This is a genomic window from Vibrio sp. 10N.247.310.17 (assembly GCF_041466605.1).
GTDB classification, from domain to species: Bacteria; Pseudomonadota; Gammaproteobacteria; order Enterobacterales; family Vibrionaceae; genus Vibrio; species Vibrio tasmaniensis_A.
Genome location: NZ_JBFSTC010000042.1, coordinates 1 through 18,551 on the forward strand (window position 1 = coordinate 1; position 18,551 = coordinate 18,551).

17 protein-coding genes are annotated in these 18,551 nt (G+C 44.1%); 11 read left to right on the top strand and 6 right to left on the bottom strand.

Annotated elements, in window-relative coordinates:
• The first annotated feature begins 110 nt into the window (after nt 1-110).
• Nucleotides 111-587: an RDD family protein gene (locus AB6D80_RS12945; RefSeq protein ID WP_371695542.1), complete on the top strand. Its 477-nt coding sequence runs from the start codon at nt 111-113 to the stop codon at nt 585-587.
• Nucleotides 588-650: 63 nt separating this feature from the next.
• Here the strand turns inward: AB6D80_RS12945 and lptG are convergent, their stop codons facing one another.
• The gene (gene lptG / locus AB6D80_RS12950) at nt 651-1,721 is read right to left on the bottom strand and encodes an LPS export ABC transporter permease LptG (protein ID WP_017097528.1); all 1,071 of its coding nucleotides are present in this window, start codon (nt 1,719-1,721) and stop codon (nt 651-653) included.
• A gap of 3 nt (nt 1,722-1,724) precedes the next feature.
• On the bottom strand, nt 1,725-2,825 hold the full coding sequence (gene lptF / locus AB6D80_RS12955; RefSeq protein WP_009847716.1) for an LPS export ABC transporter permease LptF: 1,101 nt from the start codon (nt 2,823-2,825) through the stop codon (nt 1,725-1,727).
• A 191-nt stretch (nt 2,826-3,016) separates the two neighbouring features.
• On the opposite strand from lptF, the gene pepA reads away from it, so the two are divergent.
• From pepA to AB6D80_RS12980, 5 genes are all read left to right on the top strand, one after another.
• Complete coding sequence (gene pepA, locus AB6D80_RS12960) at nt 3,017-4,537, top strand: leucyl aminopeptidase (RefSeq protein WP_372188687.1); 1,521 nt, start codon at nt 3,017-3,019, stop codon at nt 4,535-4,537.
• A gap of 99 nt (nt 4,538-4,636) precedes the next feature.
• Nucleotides 4,637-5,086 (top strand): DNA polymerase III subunit chi, encoded by a 450-nt coding sequence (locus tag AB6D80_RS12965; RefSeq protein WP_009847719.1) that lies wholly within the window; start codon nt 4,637-4,639, stop codon nt 5,084-5,086.
• 103 nt (nt 5,087-5,189) lie between these two features.
• Nucleotides 5,190-8,063 (top strand): valine--tRNA ligase, encoded by a 2,874-nt coding sequence (locus tag AB6D80_RS12970; RefSeq protein WP_372188690.1) that lies wholly within the window; start codon nt 5,190-5,192, stop codon nt 8,061-8,063.
• Between the two features lie 220 nt (nt 8,064-8,283).
• On the top strand, nt 8,284-8,688 hold the full coding sequence (locus AB6D80_RS12975; protein ID WP_017103683.1) for a DUF2061 domain-containing protein: 405 nt from the start codon (nt 8,284-8,286) through the stop codon (nt 8,686-8,688).
• 79 nt (nt 8,689-8,767) lie between these two features.
• Nucleotides 8,768-9,673 (top strand): GNAT family N-acetyltransferase, encoded by a 906-nt coding sequence (locus AB6D80_RS12980; RefSeq protein ID WP_372188691.1) that lies wholly within the window; start codon nt 8,768-8,770, stop codon nt 9,671-9,673.
• A gap of 94 nt (nt 9,674-9,767) precedes the next feature.
• On the opposite strand, the gene AB6D80_RS12985 is transcribed toward AB6D80_RS12980, so the two are convergent.
• Nucleotides 9,768-10,565, bottom strand: a complete 798-nt coding sequence (locus AB6D80_RS12985; protein WP_017103685.1) for a glycosyl hydrolase 2 galactose-binding domain-containing protein — start codon at nt 10,563-10,565, stop codon at nt 9,768-9,770.
• Between the two features lie 124 nt (nt 10,566-10,689).
• Nucleotides 10,690-11,106 (bottom strand): ribonuclease E inhibitor RraB, encoded by a 417-nt coding sequence (gene rraB, locus AB6D80_RS12990; RefSeq protein ID WP_017103686.1) that lies wholly within the window; start codon nt 11,104-11,106, stop codon nt 10,690-10,692.
• Between the two features lie 577 nt (nt 11,107-11,683).
• Between rraB and arcA the strand changes: the two genes are divergently transcribed.
• From arcA to AB6D80_RS13015, 5 genes are all read left to right on the top strand, one after another.
• Entirely contained in the window at nt 11,684-12,904 is a 1,221-nt protein-coding gene (gene arcA, locus AB6D80_RS12995) for an arginine deiminase (RefSeq protein ID WP_009847726.1), read from the top strand.
• A 155-nt stretch (nt 12,905-13,059) separates the two neighbouring features.
• Nucleotides 13,060-14,064 carry an ornithine carbamoyltransferase gene (locus AB6D80_RS13000; RefSeq protein WP_004735322.1) on the top strand — a complete coding sequence of 335 codons (1,005 nt, stop codon included), beginning with the start codon at nt 13,060-13,062 and terminating at the stop codon, nt 14,062-14,064.
• A gap of 287 nt (nt 14,065-14,351) precedes the next feature.
• Nucleotides 14,352-15,281 carry an aspartate carbamoyltransferase gene (pyrB, locus tag AB6D80_RS13005; RefSeq protein ID WP_004735321.1) on the top strand — a complete coding sequence of 310 codons (930 nt, stop codon included), beginning with the start codon at nt 14,352-14,354 and terminating at the stop codon, nt 15,279-15,281.
• A 12-nt stretch (nt 15,282-15,293) separates the two neighbouring features.
• Entirely contained in the window at nt 15,294-15,755 is a 462-nt protein-coding gene (gene pyrI / locus AB6D80_RS13010; RefSeq protein ID WP_004735320.1) for an aspartate carbamoyltransferase regulatory subunit, read from the top strand.
• Between the two features lie 135 nt (nt 15,756-15,890).
• Entirely contained in the window at nt 15,891-16,280 is a 390-nt protein-coding gene (locus AB6D80_RS13015) for a RidA family protein (protein WP_009847729.1), read from the top strand.
• A gap of 125 nt (nt 16,281-16,405) precedes the next feature.
• Here the strand turns inward: AB6D80_RS13015 and AB6D80_RS13020 are convergent, their stop codons facing one another.
• The gene (locus tag AB6D80_RS13020) at nt 16,406-17,131 is read right to left on the bottom strand and encodes a 1-acylglycerol-3-phosphate O-acyltransferase (RefSeq protein ID WP_004735318.1); all 726 of its coding nucleotides are present in this window, start codon (nt 17,129-17,131) and stop codon (nt 16,406-16,408) included.
• A gap of 150 nt (nt 17,132-17,281) precedes the next feature.
• Complete coding sequence (gene murA / locus AB6D80_RS13025; RefSeq protein WP_029223045.1) at nt 17,282-18,547, bottom strand: UDP-N-acetylglucosamine 1-carboxyvinyltransferase; 1,266 nt, start codon at nt 18,545-18,547, stop codon at nt 17,282-17,284.
• Nucleotides 18,548-18,551: the final 4 nt, after the last annotated feature.

Below are 18,551 nucleotides of genomic sequence, written 5' to 3' on the forward strand. Positions count from 1 at the left end.
TGTTTGCCGATAATTTCGCCACTAAGTCATAAGCTGTGCGTCATGTCTCTTTTCAGGCCAAGCCTTAAACTATATTCTGACGCCTCAATTTTTAAAGAAGTAATAACACCATGACATCAACAAACACTCTGCCACCAGCTGGGGTAATGCGCCGATTTGGTGCCTTGTTCTATGACGCACTCATTGTAATCGCTATTGAAATGATGGCTGCCGGCATCATTGTTGCTCTACTGCACGCACTCATGGCTCTTGGTATTTTTAACCATAGCGGGTATGCCGATGTCAGTGACTTCTTGACTAATCATCCGATTTGGAGCCCTGCGTATACTTTTTACTTGGTCGTCGTTTGGATTTACTTCTTTGTCTTCTTCTGGACCAGAGCAGGTCAAACTCTGGGGATGAGAGCTTGGAAGCTACGAGTTCAAAACAAAGATGGCTCTGCGATCACAATAACTCAAGCGCTAATACGTTTAGGTACATCGGGGTTTGGACTTGCAAACTTATGTGTTCCATTCGATCCTCAGAAACGTGGCTTTCACGATATCTGGGCAAAGACCGAAGTCGTTGTGTTGCCAAAAGCACAATAACGCAATTAAGCGAACTTAAAGCAAGATCAAAAAAGGAAGGCGCAATGCCTTCCTTTCTTCTATTTATAGTTTCCGCCTCAAAAGCATAATGGCAATTCCGAAGAACACCACGCTAGGGGCTATCGCACCAAAAGCAGGTGGTATTTGGTAAACCAAGCTGATTGGCCCAAAGAACTCGCTGGATATATAGAAAGTAAAACCAGCAATCACACCAGAGAGAATCCTTGCTCCCATGGTCACGCTACGTAAAGGACCAAAGATAAACGACAATGCCATCAACATCATGACCGCTATCGAAATAGGTTGAGTTATCTTTCGCCACAATGCTAGCTCATAACGTGCTGCATCTTGTTCTGATGCTTTGAGATAAGAAACATAGTCATACAGCCCACTTAACGACAGCTCCTCCGGTTTCACCGTCACTATCGCGAGTTTGTCTGGAGCTAACGATGTTTCCCAAGAAAAAGTCGGTAAACTCTCTTTAGTGACCTGAATATCATTCTCAAAAGAGGTGACCTCAACATCGCGCATTGTCCAAACGTTGTTTCCAACGTAATCGACTTCTTTTGAATATATGGCCGTTTTCAGAGCCTTGTTCTCATCATAGCGCCACATGTTCAAACCATAGAGCTTATCATCGTCTATTTTAACAATGAAAATGAAGTCGTTGGCATCTCGAGCCCAAACACCGCTTTGAGTAGAAATAATACTACCACCAGCAACCGAGATGGTTCTTAAATCACGAGCCATCTTCTGCGCTTGCGGAGCTCCCCACTGCCCAAGCAATGTCACTATCACCATTAACGGAATCGCAGTCTTAAGTACCGATAAACCAATATCTAACTTAGAGAAACCCGCGGCTTGCATAACCACAAGCTCAGAACTCGCAGCAAGCATACCAAGCCCAATCAATGCACCAAGCAATGCCGCCATTGGGAAGAACATTTCGATATCACGAGGAATACTCAATAAAACGAAATACAACGCTTGTAATAGATCGTATGTACCACGACCTACCTTCCGCAATTGCTCAACGTACTTGATAATTCCAGAGAGACCGACAAACGTCACCAATACCAGTGACGTGGTCGCGATGATGGTTCTGCCTATATATAAATCGAGAATCTTAAACACGGCTTAAGCCAACCTCTTATTCTTGAATTTTTCTTTCAAACGCCTAACAGGCACACTATCCATAAAGTTGGCACCAATCGCGACAAACAATAATAATGCATTGATTGGCCACATGCCTATTGCAGCAGGAATGTCCCCTTCTTCAATTGAAGATTTGGTTGCACTGATTGCCAAGAAGTAAGTCAAATAAATCAGGATTGCCGGACCTATTTTTGCAAAACGACCTTGTCGTGGATTAACTGCTGACAGCGGTACAACGAGCATAGTCAACAATGGGATACACAACACCAGTGACATGCGCCACTGCAACTCAGCCTTGGCACGATTATCTTGATTTCCAATAAGATCAATAGTTGGAATCGCTTCCCACTCTCGACCTTTCTTTTCTACTTCACGCTGACCAATTAAGCCTTCATACTCTTCAAAGTGCGTCACTCTATAATCAAGGCGAGAAGGCACTCCTTCATGACGAGTACCATCGTACATCACAATAACTTGGCGGCCATCGCTCAATTCTTTTACGTCTCCCGACTTAGAGAACATCACACTAGGAAGCACTGAGTCACGAGGTCGCATTTGAGAAACGAACACATTGTCTAATTGATTACCATCGATACCCTCTATAAACACAACTGAAGAACCATCGGGAGTCCTTGCAAATTTGCCTTTGGGTAGTAAATCGACGCTGTTCTCTGCAGCCACTTCCTCATACATTTGTTCTACTTTATCTTGTGACCACGGAGACAGCCAAAAGGAGTTAAAAGCAGCGACAGTTGCGGTAATCAACGCCAGATAAAGTGCTGATTGGATGAGGAATTTATTGCCAATACCCGTAGCATTCATCACCACAATCTCACTTTCGGCATAAAGGCGGCCAAAAGTCAGCAAAATGCCAATATAGATACTAAGTGGAAGCATCAAGAGCCCCATCGCTGGCATATTTAGACCCACGATCGATAATACAAGGCTTGCTGGAATATCACCATCAGAGGCGTCGGCTAAAACACTGATGAACTTTTGGCTGAGAAACACGAGAAAGAGAACAAAAAATATCGCAAATTGGCTCTTGATTGTCTCTCGGATCAAATATCTAACAATAATCACGCTCAAATTACCTATACAAAACTTGTTTTTTTGATTGAATCACTATAATTTCCCGTTGAACCTTTTATTTTTTAAATTTTTAGCTAAGTGTTAACGTTCTTCTTTAAGGTCAGTTCCATTGTAGGATCCAACAAGTAAGAACCCATTATCCAACATTTAGTTCGATTTGTCTTCAGGATGTAGGAGTACGCATGGAGTTCAGTGTAAAAAGTGGCAGCCCAGAGAAACAGCGCAGCGCATGTATCGTTGTCGGTGTATTCGAACCGCGCCGCCTTTCTCCAGTAGCCGAGCAGTTAGATAAGATTAGCGATGGCTATATTAGTTCACTGCTTCGTCGCGGTGATCTAGAGGGTAAACCTGGCCAGATGCTACTACTGCATCAAGTACCTGGTGTACTTTCAGAACGTGTTCTGCTTGTAGGCTGCGGTAAAGAACGTGAGCTAGGCGAGCGTCAATATAAAGAAATTATCCAAAAAACCATCAGCACACTAAACGAAACGGGTTCTATGGAAGCAGTATGTTTCCTGACTGAACTGCACGTTAAAGGTCGTGATACTTACTGGAAAGTTCGCCAAGCAGTAGAAGCGACTAAAGATGGCCTTTACACTTTTGATCAATTCAAGAGTAATAAACCAGAGACTCGTCGTCCACTACGTAAACTGGTATTCAACGTACCAACTCGTCGTGAATTAAGCCTTGGTGAGAAAGCAATCTCTCACGGTCTTGCGATTGCTTCAGGTGTGAAAGCGTCTAAAGATCTAGGCAACATGCCACCTAACATCGCAAATCCTGCTTACCTTGCTTCTCAAGCTCGTCGCTTGGCCGATGATTACGAGACAGTGAAAACGAAGATCATTGGCGAAGAAGAGATGGAAAAGCTGGGTATGACTTCATACTTAGCGGTAGGCCGTGGTTCTAAGAACGAATCTATGATGTCTATCATGGAATATAAAGGTGCTGCTGACCCAGATGCAAAACCGATTGTTCTAGTCGGTAAAGGTCTTACTTTCGATTCAGGCGGTATTTCGCTTAAGCCTGGTGAAGGCATGGATGAGATGAAGTACGACATGTGTGGTGCGGCTTCTGTATTCGGTACAATGAAGGCACTAGCTAAACTGAACCTACCGATTAATGTAGTTGGTATCCTAGCAGGTTGTGAAAACATGCCAGGCAGCAATGCTTACCGCCCAGGTGATATCCTAACGACCATGTCAGGCCAAACAGTTGAAGTGTTAAACACGGATGCTGAAGGTCGCTTGGTTCTATGTGATGCGCTTACTTACGTTGAACGCTTTGAACCAGACTGTGTTGTCGATGTAGCAACACTCACTGGCGCGTGTCTGATGGCGTTAGGTCACCACATCAGTGCTGTACTGTCTAATCACAACCCACTATCTCACGAGTTAGTGAATGCTTCTGAGCAAGCAAGTGACAGAGCATGGCGCATGCCAATGGCCGATGAATACCATGAGCAACTAACGAGTCCATTTGCAGATATGGCAAATATCGGTGGCCGACCTGCTGGTACAATCACAGCAGCATGTTTCTTATCTAAATTTGCTAAAAAGTACCACTGGGCACACATTGACAGTGCCGGTACAGCTTGGAAGTCAGGCGCAGCGAAAGGCTCGACAGGTCGTCCTGTCTCAATGCTTGTCCAATTCTTATTGAACCGCAGCGGCCATGAGACTGAAGAGCAATCTTCAAAATAATAGAAAGGGCCTACGGGCCCTTTTTTAATAAGCGTTATTTGCTAGCTCCTGTTGACCAAGTATGATTGGTTTCCACGATTCCAAGTTCGAGTATTCAGTATGCAGACTGCCACATTTTATATTGTGTCTTCAGACAGCCCACAAGCCGGCGAAGAGGGTTTTGCTCACTACGTGTTGTTTCTTGCTCAGCATTTTGCAAAACAAGGCGCTAAACTTTATCTCAACTGTAACGATAAAGTTCATGCTGAGCGTATCGCTGAAGTTTTTTGGCAGGTAGAGCCTACTGAATTTATAGCGCACAACTTGGTTGGCGAAGGTCCAAAATATTCAACGAATATTGAGATAGGCCATCAAGGAGTCAAACCTAATTGGAACCGCCAATTGGTAATAAATCTGGCCGATAATCATACAACCTTTGCGAACGCCTTTGCTCAGGTGATAGACTTCGTTCCTTGCGAAGAAAAAGCTAAGCAACTCGCTCGAGAAAGGTATAAAATTTACCGTCAGGCTGGATATCAGCTACAAACTATCGAGATTCAACATCCATAGTCAAACCTCATAGTTAAAGCTATCTTTGGATTTAGATTCAAGAAGCTTCACTTATGAAGTTTGACCACGATTAACCATTCACAGTATCCGTTATAAGAGCACTATGGAAAAGACATACAACCCAACATCAATCGAACAAGCTCTGTATAAGACTTGGGAAGAGAAAGGCTACTTTAAGCCACACGGTGACACATCAAAAGAAGCTTACAGCATCATGATCCCGCCACCGAACGTCACTGGTAGCCTACACATGGGTCACGCGTTCCAAGATACGATCATGGATACGCTTATCCGTGCTCAACGTATGAAAGGCAAAAACACGCTTTGGCAAGTGGGTACTGACCACGCTGGTATCGCAACTCAAATGGTTGTTGAGCGTAAGATTGCAGCTGAAGAAGGCAAAACAAAACACGATTACGGTCGTGAAGCTTTCATCGACAAGATCTGGGAATGGAAAGGCGAATCAGGTGGCACGATCACTCAACAACTTCGTCGTCTTGGTGCATCTGTAGACTGGGATCGTGAGCGATTCACTATGGATGATGGTCTATCAGCTGCGACTCAAGAAGTGTTTGTTCGTCTATACGAAGAAGACCTAATCTACCGTGGTAAGCGCCTAGTAAACTGGGATCCTAAACTGCACACTGCAATTTCTGATCTTGAAGTTGAAAACAAAGACAAAAAAGGTTTCATGTGGCACTTCCGCTACCCACTAGCGAATGGTGTTAAAACCGCTGATGGCAAAGACTACATTGTCGTTGCGACTACACGTCCTGAAACCATGCTTGGTGATACAGGCGTTGCAGTTAACCCTGAAGATCCTCGCTACAAAGATCTTATCGGCAAAGAAATCCTGCTTCCTATCGTAAATCGTCTTATCCCTATCGTAGGTGATGAGCACGCTGACATGGATAAAGGCACGGGTTGTGTGAAAATCACGCCAGCTCATGACTTTAACGATTACGAAGTGGGCAAGCGCCATAGCCTACCAATGATCAACATCCTAACGTTCAACGGTGATATCCGTGACACGGCAGAAATCTTCACAACGAACGGTGAAGAAAGCGATGTGTACTCAACAGATCTTCCAGCTAAATACCAAGGTATGGAGCGTTTTGCCGCTCGTCGTGCAACGGTTGCTGAATTTGAAGAGCTAGGCCTACTTGAAGAAATCAAAGATCACGACCTAACCGTTCCTTACGGTGACCGTGGTGGTGTGGTTATCGAACCAATGCTGACGGACCAATGGTACGTGCGCACAGCGCCTCTTGCTGCTCCTGCTGTTAAAGCCGTTGAAGATGGTGAGATCCAATTCGTACCTAAGCAGTACGAAAACATGTACTTCGCGTGGATGCGTGACGTGCAAGACTGGTGTATCTCTCGTCAACTTTGGTGGGGCCACCGTATCCCAGCATGGTACGACAACGATGGTAAAGTTTACGTAGGTCGCACTGAAGAAGAAGTTCGTGAAAAGAACAACCTTTCACCGGTAATTGTTCTTAAGCAAGACAACGACGTTCTTGATACATGGTTCTCTTCTGCACTTTGGACGTTCGGCACACAAGGCTGGCCTGAAGATACTGAAGCAATGAAAACATTCCACCCATCAGAAGTACTAGTATCTGGTTTTGATATTATCTTCTTCTGGGTTGCTCGTATGATCATGATGACCATGCACTTCGTGAAAGACGAAGACGGCAAGGCTCAAGTACCTTTCAAAACAGTTTACATGACGGGCCTTATCCGTGATGAAAACGGCGACAAGATGTCTAAATCGAAAGGTAACGTACTTGACCCTATCGATATGATTGACGGCATCGGCCTTGAAGAGCTAGTAGAAAAGCGTTGTGGCAACATGATGCAACCTAAACTGGCTGCTAAGATCGAAAAAGCAACACGTAAGACTTTCGAAGATGGTATCGAACCATACGGTACTGATGCACTGCGTTTCACTCTTGCTGCTATGGCTTCAACTGGCCGTGACATCAACTGGGACATGAAGCGTCTTGAAGGTTACCGTAACTTCTGTAACAAGCTATGGAACGCAAGCCGTTACGTACTGATGAACACAGAAGAGCACGATTGTGGCATGTCACTGTCTGTTGAAGACCGTGCAAACATGGAATTCTCTCTAGCAGACAAGTGGATTGAATCTCAGTTTGAAGTTGCAGCGAAAGAATTTAACGCTCATCTAGACAACTACCGTCTAGACATGGCAGCAAACACGCTTTACGAATTCATCTGGAACCAATTCTGTGACTGGTACCTAGAGCTAACTAAACCTGTTCTTTGGAAGGGTACTGAAGCTCAACAACAAGCGACTCGTTACACGCTTATCACGGTTCTAGAGAAGACTCTGCGTCTTGCTCACCCTGTTCTTCCTTACATCACTGAATCTATCTGGCAAAGCGTTAAGCCGCTAGTAGACGGCGTTGAAGGCGAGACCATCATGACTCAAGCGCTTCCTCAGTTTAATGAAGCTAACTTCAATGCTGAGATCGTTGACGACATCGAATGGGTTAAAACTTTCATCACAGCTATCCGTAACCTACGTGCGGAATACGACATTGCACCAAGCCAAGGCTTAGAAGTAATGATCAAAGTCGCTGATGAGAAAGATGCAGCTCGTATCGAAGCAAATAAGATCGTTCTTACTTCTCTAGCTAAGCTAGACGATATTAAAGTTCTAGCAGACGGCGAAGCGACTCCAGCTTGTGCAACTAAACTTGTTGGCAAATCTGAGCTGATGATCCCAATGGCGGGTCTTATCGACAAAGATGCTGAGCTTGCTCGTCTAGATAAAGAAGTAGCGAAGACTCACGGTGAGATTAAGCGTATCGAAGGTAAGCTAGGTAACGAAGGTTTTGTTGCTAAAGCACCAGAAGCGGTTATCGCGAAAGAGCGTGAAAAGCTTGAAGGCTACCAAGAAACTCTTGTTAAGCTAGAAGAGCAAAAAGCGACAATCGCTGCTCTTTAAAACTGAATGAACGAGGAGGTTTCGAACCTCCCGCTCTAGACAAAAAGGTTGGCCTTCATGGTCAGCCTTTTTTTGTGCCCTAAGTTCCAGTCCAATCAACCTCACTCCAGCTTATTGATAGCTTTTGCCTATCAAAACAATCTTAACTTCCCGTTAGATTTAATGATAATAATTCTCAATAATAGTTCTATCGAAACAACACAACGACTGAGTAATTATCATGAAAAAGACACTAACCTTTGCTGCATTACATTTTACTATCGCATTTAGTGTCGCTTACGTACTAACTGGCGACATCTTAATTGGTAGCTTAATCGCTATGATTGAGCCTTCTGTGAATACCGTCGCCTTCTATTTTCATGAAAAGGCGTGGGCTCAAGTTCCAGCGCTTAAAGCTCGTCAGTGGATGACAAAGTTAAAAACAGCAAGCTTCGCTACTATCCACTTTAGTGTTGCCTTTACCGTTGTCTATTTATTGACTGGCGACGCCTTTGTTGGTGGTGTGATGGCAACGTTAGAACCCGCTTTGAATACTGTGGCTTACTATTTCCATGAGAAGGTGTGGTTACGAAAAGCAGAAAGCAAAGCAGCACAACCACAGTTTTGTTTGCACCAACATGCTTAACCTAAACAGTTTACTGTTGACATGGTTGCGATTCGCAATTAAATTACAGTTGTACATCGCAACTATATTGAGAGGCAACATGACTTCAGCACAACTTAGAGAATTATCACGTCAACTCGTTCGACAGCTTGGAATGCTCGACAAAGATTGTGGTGTTATTGCCCTACCTCCGATTCAAGCTCATACACTGATTGAACTAGAACAGCAGCCATTAACCGTGAACCAATTAGCGGATAAGCTCAATATTGATAAATCCAACGCCAGTAGAGCAGTCAACAATCTAGCGAAGAACTCGTTAATTCAAACCTCACCACACCCCAACGATAAGCGTAGTGTTGTAGCATCAGTAACAGAGCAAGGGATAAACACTCTTGCCAAACTTCACAATCAACAAAATCAATTTTATGACTCGGTACTTGAGCGTTTAACGGAAGCGGAAACTCAACAAGTTTCGGGGGGAATCGAGCACTACCTTAAAGCACTGCAACAAAGCCACGCTTCAATCGATGTGGTGGTTCGCCCCCTACAACAGCAAGACAACACCGTAGTGGCCAATGTGATTCGCCAAGTCTCTTATGAAAACGGGCTAACTGAAGATAAAGGTTATGGTGTGGCTGATCCCACCTTAGAAGACATGTTCAGTGTTTATAACAATGAAAGATCTCAGTATTGGGTGATTGAACTTGATGGAAAGGTTGGTGGTGGTGGTGGATTTGCACCATTAGCAGGTATGCCTGAAGTCTGCGAACTGCAAAAAATGTACTTCTTACCAGAAACCAGAGGCAAAGGCTTAGCGAAGAAGTTGGTTAATATGTCGATGGAGAAAGCTAAGGAACTGGGTTATCAACATATGTATCTGGAAACGACCGAATGCCTTAATGCCGCCGTTAAACTTTACGAAAAATTGGGCTTTGAACACCTTGATTCAGCTTGGGGAGAAACAGGCCATGACGCTTGTGAGGTTGTCATGGCCAAAACGCTATAATGTGTTTTTGAAATAGGGTGATCGTCGGCAGTTCATTAGATGACAAGCGAGTGAGCAAATTGATTCATTACGTAACGGGCTAATTGAATAACCGCTAGTTACGCAAAAAGTTACTCACGCAAGAGGCTGGATTCAAGGCTACGAAAGAACTCTCTTCTTGCCCATCAAGTACCACTTCTAATTGATATAGATGCTTAGGGTTGGGCTTCTCAAGGTTAAATACCATGGGAGCCTCCACCTGAAACACAACGCCGGTATGCTCTGCGCGCACATCTATCGGCATTACGAGTGTCATGCCATTAAACTTGATGGATGCCGATATTAACCCCGGCTTTAGCGTTTGATAGATAACATCTACTTTGAACTCACAGCCACCGCCATGGTGCCAGATCTGCTCTGTGACAACTTGCTCTAGTTTGACGTTTCGAACGAACTGCAGGTATGGCGCTTGCCAAATCCCGATGCGCGAATCAGATTTAGCGACAACCTGTGAAGATACAGAATCATCCATATCCTCTTCAAGCAGCAGGCTCTCTTCTTCTTCAAGGAAAAGGATCTCAAAACGGTTTCGGCCAGACTGCATATAAGGGCGGATGTCTTTGCGATATTCAGCTTGGCTACCATCGCAATCAAACACGGCAACGCCATTGAGTCGCACTTCTGCAAAGTAGTCAACGCCTGCGACGACTAGCTCAACAAATGGGCACGCCAACATGGCATCATCCACTTCGATGTCATGCATCAGGTGCCATTCTTGCTCTGCGATTTCCTGTTCACTCAAGCTACTAGGGAGCTTTGAGCTTAATGGAGCAGGAAAGGTAATGTCATCTTGTGGGATAGAGAGATCCGTCAGTGGCGAAATTTGCCAAAGACCATCGAGAGGTAGCCGCATGTCATTCCTTGAGCTAGATCAATTTTGACCGCATTATAATGAATAAATGCATATAAAGACATTTATTTTTCTGAGGACAAAAAAATGCCAGCTCAAGGCTGGCATTCTTTAAAAGAGGGAGAGATTACTCTTCGCCTTCATCATCTTCGTCAGGGTAGATAGCATCTTCACCTTCGTAGTAAGTGCCCCAACCGTCGTAGATAATGTCAAATTTCTCTGCAAGATTTACAAGCTTCTCAACTTGCTCATCAATCGCTTCTGCGTTCAGAGTACACTGCATCGTTGCATCACAACAAAGTAGCTTGTTGCCATCTTCGTCTTCTGTCTCTTCAGCTTCAAGCACTTCAAAGCCCATTTTGAATGCTTCAACAACGGCTTTCTCAAGTACTGCGAAATCTTCAGCGAATAGGTGATGCTCGATATCGTATAGAGCTTCAGGATCGCTACCATCTTCGATTAGTGCTTCAATGATGTCGCGAGTCTCTCCTTTTTGAAATTCAATTAATTCCGCTACTGATAGATATTCATCTTCGTGAGACATGTGTCTGCTCCAGAGTGTTGACTATGAAAAGATCAAATTTGATTGCCACGAAATATGGCACGGATCGTCTAGAAAAGCCACCTAGATCAGGTGTAGAAGAGCAAGTTTATCGCTAGATAACAGAAGGGATATCAATTAAAAAGTGAAATCAAAATCACAGAAACAAATTTTCAACATATTATTAACCATCGTGTGTTTTAGCATTTCATTTTTATTGTTACTTTTAGCCTTACTCCTTCAAAATTGAGTGGTTAGTCATATCAGATGCATACTGCCGATCACTTCATCGATGCATAAAACCTCACTTATAAGTAAGTAACTGCATAAATTTTGAATGAAAAATCACGTTCACCAAGCAAAGTGGATTCTCAAATCACTGAAATTAGAGCATAGATCCGCAAAAAGTTTGTTCCAGAACTCAGCCTTTCGGTTGGGTTTTAATATTAACAATCCCATACAACTCAGCATTTAAAACCAAAAATATCAAAATAACACAACCTTTACACAAGTTTCAAAACTTGCATATTACGAACAAGCTTGTCATAAATAGACGCTGGATTAATAGTAAGGATGCAAAATGAGTAAGCTGTACGTTGGCTCCGAAGTCGGTCAATTAAGACGAGTTCTCCTAAATAGGCCTGAAAGGGCACTCACCCACCTCACCCCTTCTAACTGTCATGAGCTACTCTTTGATGATGTACTTGCAGTAGAAGCAGCAGGTGAAGAACACGATGCCTTTGCGACAACACTTCGTAACCAAGACGTTGAAGTGTTATTACTGCATGACCTACTGGTTGAGACACTCGCTGTAGCACAAGCTCGTGAGTGGCTGCTTAATACTCAAATCTCTGATTTCCGTTACGGCCCTACATTCGCACGTGATTTAAGAGAGTACCTTGCTCAAATGGATAATGAGCACTTGGCTACGATCCTACTTGGTGGTTTAGCCTACTCTGAGCTTCCTATTAAATCTTCTTCAATGCTACCGAAGATGCACCGCCCACTTGATTTCGTTATTGAGCCGCTACCTAACCATCTATTTACCCGCGATACTTCTTGCTGGGTTTATGGCGGTGTCTCTCTTAACCCTATGATGATGCCTGCTCGTCAACGAGAAACGAATCACTTGCGAGCAATATATCGCTGGCACCCTGTATTCGCAGGGCAAGATTTCATTAAGTACTTCGGTGATGAAGATCTTCATTACGACAACGCCAATATTGAAGGTGGAGATGTACTGGTTATCGGTAAAGGCGCTGTTCTTATCGGTATTTCAGAGCGTACCAAGCCACAAGGTGTCGAAAACCTAGCTGCGAGTTTATTCAAGTCCGGTCAAGCTAAAGAAGTGATTGCGATTGATTTACCGAAGCACCGCTCTTGTATGCACCTTGATACGGTCATGACGCACATGGATATCGACACATTCTCTGTCTATCCAGAGATCGTTCGTAAAGACCTAGATACTTGGCGCTTAACGCCAAAAGAAAATGGCGAAATGCGAGTAGAGAAAGCTGAAAACTACCTAACAGCGATTGAAGGCGCACTGGACCTCGATCAACTGAAGATCATCACAACTGGTGGTGATAACTACGAAGCTGAACGTGAACAGTGGAATGACGCTAACAACGTACTGACAGTGAAACCGGGTACGGTTATCGGTTATGAGCGTAATGTTTACACCAATGAGAAATACGACAAAGCAGGTATCGAAGTTCTAACGATTCCTGGCAATGAGCTAGGTCGCGGTCGTGGTGGCGCTCGTTGCATGAGCTGTCCTATCGAAAGAGACGGTATTTAACTCAAGTAGTTCAGTAAAGCGAACACATAACTTATCTAGGCCAGTACCATTGTACTGGCCTTTTTTATCAAATTAATAAAATAAATATTCACAAATATAGCATTTTTATGTTTAACTAAGTTCTTCATTGATTCTATATACCCAAGGAGCGAGAGATGGCATTTAATCTTCGCAATCGTAACTTTCTAAAACTTCTCGACTTTACTCCTAAAGAGATTCAGTTTTTACTCGACCTGTCTGCCGACCTTAAAAAAGCTAAGTATGCAGGTACAGAGCAGAAAAAGCTTAACGGTAAAAACATCGCTTTGATCTTTGAAAAAGCATCCACTCGAACTCGATGTGCTTTTGAGGTAGCTGCTTTTGATCAAGGCGCTCAAGTCTCTTATTTAGGCCCTTCTGGTTCTCAGATTGGTCAGAAAGAATCAATGAAAGATACCGCGCGTGTATTAGGGCGTATGTACGATGGCATTGAATACCGAGGGTTTGGCCAAAGCATTGTCGAAGACCTAGGCGCTTATGCTGGTGTACCGGTTTGGAATGGCTTAACCGATGAGTTCCACCCTACTCAGATCTTGGCTGATTTCCTCACTATGCTTGAGCATGGTCGTGGTAAACATCTGCACCAAATCAGCTTTGCTTACCTTGGTGATGCACGTAATAACATGGGTAACTCTCTGTTAGTGGGTGCCGCGAAAATGGGCATGGATATTCGCCTTGTCGCGCCAAAAGCATTTTGGCCAGAAGAGCACCTTGTCGAAGAGTGCCAAGCTATCGCGCAAAGTACAGGTGCAAAAATCACGCTGACAGAAGACGTTGCCGAAGGTGTGAAAGGCTGTGATTTCCTTTATACCGATGTTTGGGTTTCTATGGGTGAAGCGCCAGAAGCTTGGGACGAACGTGTTGCTGTAATGACACCTTACCAAGTGAATATGGATGTCATAAAGCTCACAGGTAACCCACAAGTGAAGTTCATGCATTGCCTGCCAGCTTTCCACAACAATGAAACCGTGATCGGCCAGCAAGTCGCAGACAAATATGGAATGAACGGTTTGGAAGTAACAGACGAAGTATTTGAGTCCGACTACTCAATTGTATTTGATGAAGCAGAGAATCGCATGCACACCATCAAAGCAGTAATGGTCGCGACACTTGGCCAATAGAGAATAATGAAAGTAAACAAAAGCTTGATGTAATCGCTTGCGCTCACAAATTGAAAGCGTATAATTCTCGGCAATTTGTCTGAGAGTAGTGAAAATGACGCCAAGCAATGTTGTGATAAAACATAATGATATTGTGAAAACACATAATAAAATTGTGAAAACACCAAATATTGCTCGCAAGCTAGCATGCTTGCCAGGCCGTCTATTCTGCTTTTCAGCACTTTTTTAAAGCCTCCCATTATGGGGGGCTTTTTTATGGCCAATACATTATTGTGGGGAAGAAGATCATGGCGAATTCGCTCTATCAAAAGCACATCATCTCAATTCCAGAGCTTTCTCGTGAAGAGCTAGAATTAATTGTTCAAACGGCAGGTCAGCTAAAGGCTGAACCAAACCCAGAACTCATCAAGAACAAAGTTGTTGCCAGCTGCTTCTTCGAACCTTCAACGCGAACTCGTCTCTCTTTTGAAACGGCTATTCAACGCATCGGTGGTGATGTGATTGGTTTCGACAGTGGTGGTAACACCTCACTGGCGAAGAAAGGCGAAACGCTAGCAGACTCGGTACAGGTTATCTCTTCATACGTTGATGCTTACGTAATGCGTCATCCTCAAGAAGGCGCAGCGCGTCTAGCTTCTGAGTTCTCTAATGGTGTACCTGTTATTAACGCGGGCGACGGAGCAAACCAACACCCAACACAAACGTTATTAGACCTGTTCTCTATCGCCGAAACTCAAGGCCGCCTCGACAACCTTAACGTTGCATTCGTTGGTGACCTTAAGTACGGCCGTACAGTTCACTCGCTAACTCAAGCACTAGCGAAGTTCGACAACATCTGTTTCTACTTCGTTGCTCCAGAAGCACTGGCGATGCCTGACTACATTTGTGAAGAGCTTGATGAAGCGGGCATCAAGTACCAACTGCTAACAGACATGGAAGATGTGATTCCAGAGTTGGATGTTCTGTACATGACTCGAGTTCAAAAAGAACGTTTTGATGAATCGGAATACGCACACATCAAATCAGCGTACATCCTGACAGCTCCGATGTTGGAAAATGCACGTGATAACCTAAAGGTTCTTCACCCTCTTCCTCGTGTTGATGAAATTACTGTCGATGTCGATAAAACACCTTACGCTTACTACTTCCAGCAAGCTGAGAACGGTGTTTACGCACGTGAAGCATTGTTAGCCCTTGTTCTTAACGAAACGCTGTAGAGGAGAGATATCATGTCTAAAGAGACTCAATTAAAAGTTGAAGCAATCAAGAACGGAACGGTTATCGACCATATCCCAGCCAACATCGGGATCAAGGTACTCAAACTGTTCGACATGCATAACTCTAATCAGCGAGTAACGATTGGCCTAAACCTGCCATCCTCTGCTCTAGGCGGTAAAGACCTGCTCAAGATAGAGAATGTGTTTATCACTGAAGAACAGGCGAGCAAGTTAGCACTTTACGCGCCTCACGCGACCGTAAACCAAATCGAAGATTACGAAGTAGTTAAGAAGCTACCACTAGAACTTCCTGAGCAAATCAACGATGTGTTCGAGTGTCCAAACACCAACTGTATTACTCACAATGAACCCGTTGAAAGCAGCTTTAAGATCTTTGAAAAGAAAGAAGATATTCGATTGAAGTGTAAATACTGCGAAAAAGTCTTCTCTCGTGAGATCGTAACAGAAAGATAACGTCATACGGCAACGCCGATCGAACGCAAAAACTATTCAATACCTCGCCTGTGCGGGGTATTTTGCTCTTTACCTATCCTAAGTTTGAAGGCACACTAAAAATCGCTTTTTATCCAATAACTGATGGAATAACCAATGACTAAAGTACTTCACACAGAATCTGCTCCAGCTGCAATCGGCCCATACGTACAAGGTGTTGACCTTGGCAATATGGTTCTGACTTCTGGTCAAATCCCAGTAAACCCAGCAACTGGTGAAGTATCTGCTGATATCGCAGTGCAAGCTCGCCAATCTCTAGACAACGTTCAAGCGGTTGTTGAAGCTTCTGGCCTGACTGTAAAAGACATCGTAAAACTAACGGTATTCGTTAAAGACCTAAACGACTTCGGTACAGTAAATGAAGTTTACGGTAAATTCTTTGATGAGCACGGTGTTGCAAACTACCCTGCACGTTCATGTGTTGAAGTAGCGCGTCTGCCAAAAGATGTAGGTATCGAGATCGAAGCTATTGCGGTTCGCAAATAGGTTTTAATATCTAGAATAAACGGTTTCTAGTAAACAAATTGGCATAAAGCTGAGCGTTTATCAGATACAAAAAAAGGTTGCCCACTTGGCAACCTTTTTTATTGTTCATCGTTTCGCTTAGATGATTACTTCTTATTAAGCTCAACCACTTCTTTGTCTAACTCTTCAAGCTTCGCAGCCATCTGCTCACGAGCTAGGTTAGCCAGTTGACGAACATTAGACTTATCGTAATCTTCAGTGCTGATTGGTGGCAGCATTTCAACAATCACATGACCATTGTTCCAACGGTTCAGCTTCACGCCACCTGTTGAGCTACACACGATAGGGATAATAGGTAAGCCAGCGCCAATCGCAGCATGGAAAGCACCCGTTTTGAATGGTAACAAACCACGACCACGAGAACGAGTCCCCTCAGGGAACATCCATACTGAAACATCACTCTCTTTAAGGCTAGTAACCACTTGGTCAATCGTACCTACCGCTTTGCTGCGGTTAGCTCGGTCGATTAGGATATTACCCGTCAGCCAATACAGCTGACCAAAAAGAGGCATCCACGCTAAGCTCTTCTTACCAACAGTCACAACCTTAGGTGTTACCGCTGATGAAATCGTGAATAGATCCCAGCTGTTTTGGTGGTTTGCAACGTAAACATGTTGTCCACGAGAGTAAGCATCTTCCGGGATACGAAGCTCTAACTTCATACCAAAGATTTTCGACATGCGACCGAAATAACGACCAAAGGTAAATACGTGTTTCGGGTTGCGTGGGCTGAGTAAACAGTAACCACACCCAAATACAAACATAAGAATCGCAAATATCGCCACTGCGAAAATACGTAATATTGCTATCATTTTGTTCCTCACAACCGCCAAGTTGATTCATCTATTTGCACAAAACAGGCAGCAGATTCACTGGCGGTAAATACAACTATAAAAAAGCCGAAACCAAGGTTCCGACTTTTATGTTTTCATCTTACTGATTCATGAACTCACTAACCTAAGTTAGTTCGACTCGCTAAACCGTGTAATGTTTGCGCCTAAGGCTGACAATTTATCTTCAATCTTATCGTAGCCACGATCGATGTGATAAATACGGTCAACAATGGTTTCACCTTGAGCAATACAGCCAGCAATAACAAGACTCGCAGATGCGCGAAGGTCCGTTGCCATTACTTGAGCGCCGCTCAATTTTTTGGTTTCACCACAAATAGCCGTGTTGCCTTCGATCTCGGCTTTTGCGCCCATTCGCTGTAATTCAGGGATGTGCATAAAGCGGTTTTCAAAGATAGTCTCAGTGATAACACCACTGCCCTTCGCCATCATGTTAAGCAGAGTAAATTGCGCTTGCATGTCGGTTGGGAAACCTGGGTGAGGTGCTGTTACGATTTTCACCGCTTTGAGCTCACGATCTGTCATATCAAGGCTGATCCAGTCTTCGCCTGTTTCAACCTTCGCACCCGCTTCTTCAAGCTTCGCTAATGCAGCTTCAAGAAGATGAGCGTTAGTGTTACGACAAACGACTTTACCGCCAGACACTGCCGCAGCAACCAAGAACGTACCCGTTTCAATACGGTCAGCAACCACAGAGTGTTGGCCACCACCAAGACGCTCAACGCCTTCGATAGTGATCGTGTCTGTACCTGCGCCAGAAATCTTAGCACCCAGTTTGTTTAGGAAATCAGCCGTATCAACAATCTCAGGCTCTCGCGCTGAGTTATCTAATACAGTTGTACCTTCAGCCAATGTTGCTGCACACATGATAGTAATGGTGGCACCCACACTTACTTTATCCATCACGATGTGCGCGCCTTTCAAACGGCCGTCAACACTTGCTTTCACATAACCATCTTCCAATACAATGGTCGCACCTAGTTGCTCTAGGCCATGGATATGTAAATCAACAGGTCGAGCACCAATTGCACAACCGCCCGGAAGTGACACTTGGCCTTCACCAAAACGAGCGACTAAAGGACCTAAAGCCCAGATAGAAGCGCGCATTGTTTTTACTAAATCGTAAGGTGCACAAAATTCATTAATTTCACTGCCATCAACATGAACACTACCGTTGCGTGATACTTTTGCGCCTAAACGCTTAAGCAATTCCATCGTAGTATCGATGTCACGTAGGTGAGGAACATTACTCACTTCAACCGGCTCTTCAGCTAGAATTGAAGCAAATAGGATTGGTAGGGCTGCATTTTTTGCGCCTGAGATCGTCACTTCACCGCTTAGCGGCTTATCCGATCCAATAACTCGAAACTTTTCCATCATA

Excerpts from the sequence above, each read along its gene's own strand:
- pyrB (WP_004735321.1), top strand. The coding sequence starts at position 14,352 with ATGGCGAATTCGCTCTATCAAAAGCACATCATCTCAATTCCAGAGCTT.
- rraB (WP_017103686.1), bottom strand. The coding sequence starts at position 11,106 with ATGTCTCACGAAGATGAATATCTATCAGTAGCGGAATTAATTGAATTT.
- AB6D80_RS12975 (WP_017103683.1), top strand. The coding sequence starts at position 8,284 with ATGAAAAAGACACTAACCTTTGCTGCATTACATTTTACTATCGCATTT.
- pyrI (WP_004735320.1), top strand. The coding sequence starts at position 15,294 with ATGTCTAAAGAGACTCAATTAAAAGTTGAAGCAATCAAGAACGGAACG.
- AB6D80_RS13000 (WP_004735322.1), top strand. The coding sequence starts at position 13,060 with ATGGCATTTAATCTTCGCAATCGTAACTTTCTAAAACTTCTCGACTTT.
- AB6D80_RS12945 (WP_371695542.1), top strand. The coding sequence starts at position 111 with ATGACATCAACAAACACTCTGCCACCAGCTGGGGTAATGCGCCGATTT.
- murA (WP_029223045.1), bottom strand. The coding sequence starts at position 18,547 with ATGGAAAAGTTTCGAGTTATTGGATCGGATAAGCCGCTAAGCGGTGAA.
- AB6D80_RS13020 (WP_004735318.1), bottom strand. The coding sequence starts at position 17,131 with ATGATAGCAATATTACGTATTTTCGCAGTGGCGATATTTGCGATTCTT.
- arcA (WP_009847726.1), top strand. The coding sequence starts at position 11,684 with ATGAGTAAGCTGTACGTTGGCTCCGAAGTCGGTCAATTAAGACGAGTT.
- pepA (WP_372188687.1), top strand. The coding sequence starts at position 3,017 with ATGGAGTTCAGTGTAAAAAGTGGCAGCCCAGAGAAACAGCGCAGCGCA.
- AB6D80_RS13015 (WP_009847729.1), top strand. The coding sequence starts at position 15,891 with ATGACTAAAGTACTTCACACAGAATCTGCTCCAGCTGCAATCGGCCCA.
- AB6D80_RS12985 (WP_017103685.1), bottom strand. The coding sequence starts at position 10,565 with ATGCGGCTACCTCTCGATGGTCTTTGGCAAATTTCGCCACTGACGGAT.
- AB6D80_RS12980 (WP_372188691.1), top strand. The coding sequence starts at position 8,768 with ATGACTTCAGCACAACTTAGAGAATTATCACGTCAACTCGTTCGACAG.
- AB6D80_RS12965 (WP_009847719.1), top strand. The coding sequence starts at position 4,637 with ATGCAGACTGCCACATTTTATATTGTGTCTTCAGACAGCCCACAAGCC.
- AB6D80_RS12970 (WP_372188690.1), top strand. The coding sequence starts at position 5,190 with ATGGAAAAGACATACAACCCAACATCAATCGAACAAGCTCTGTATAAG.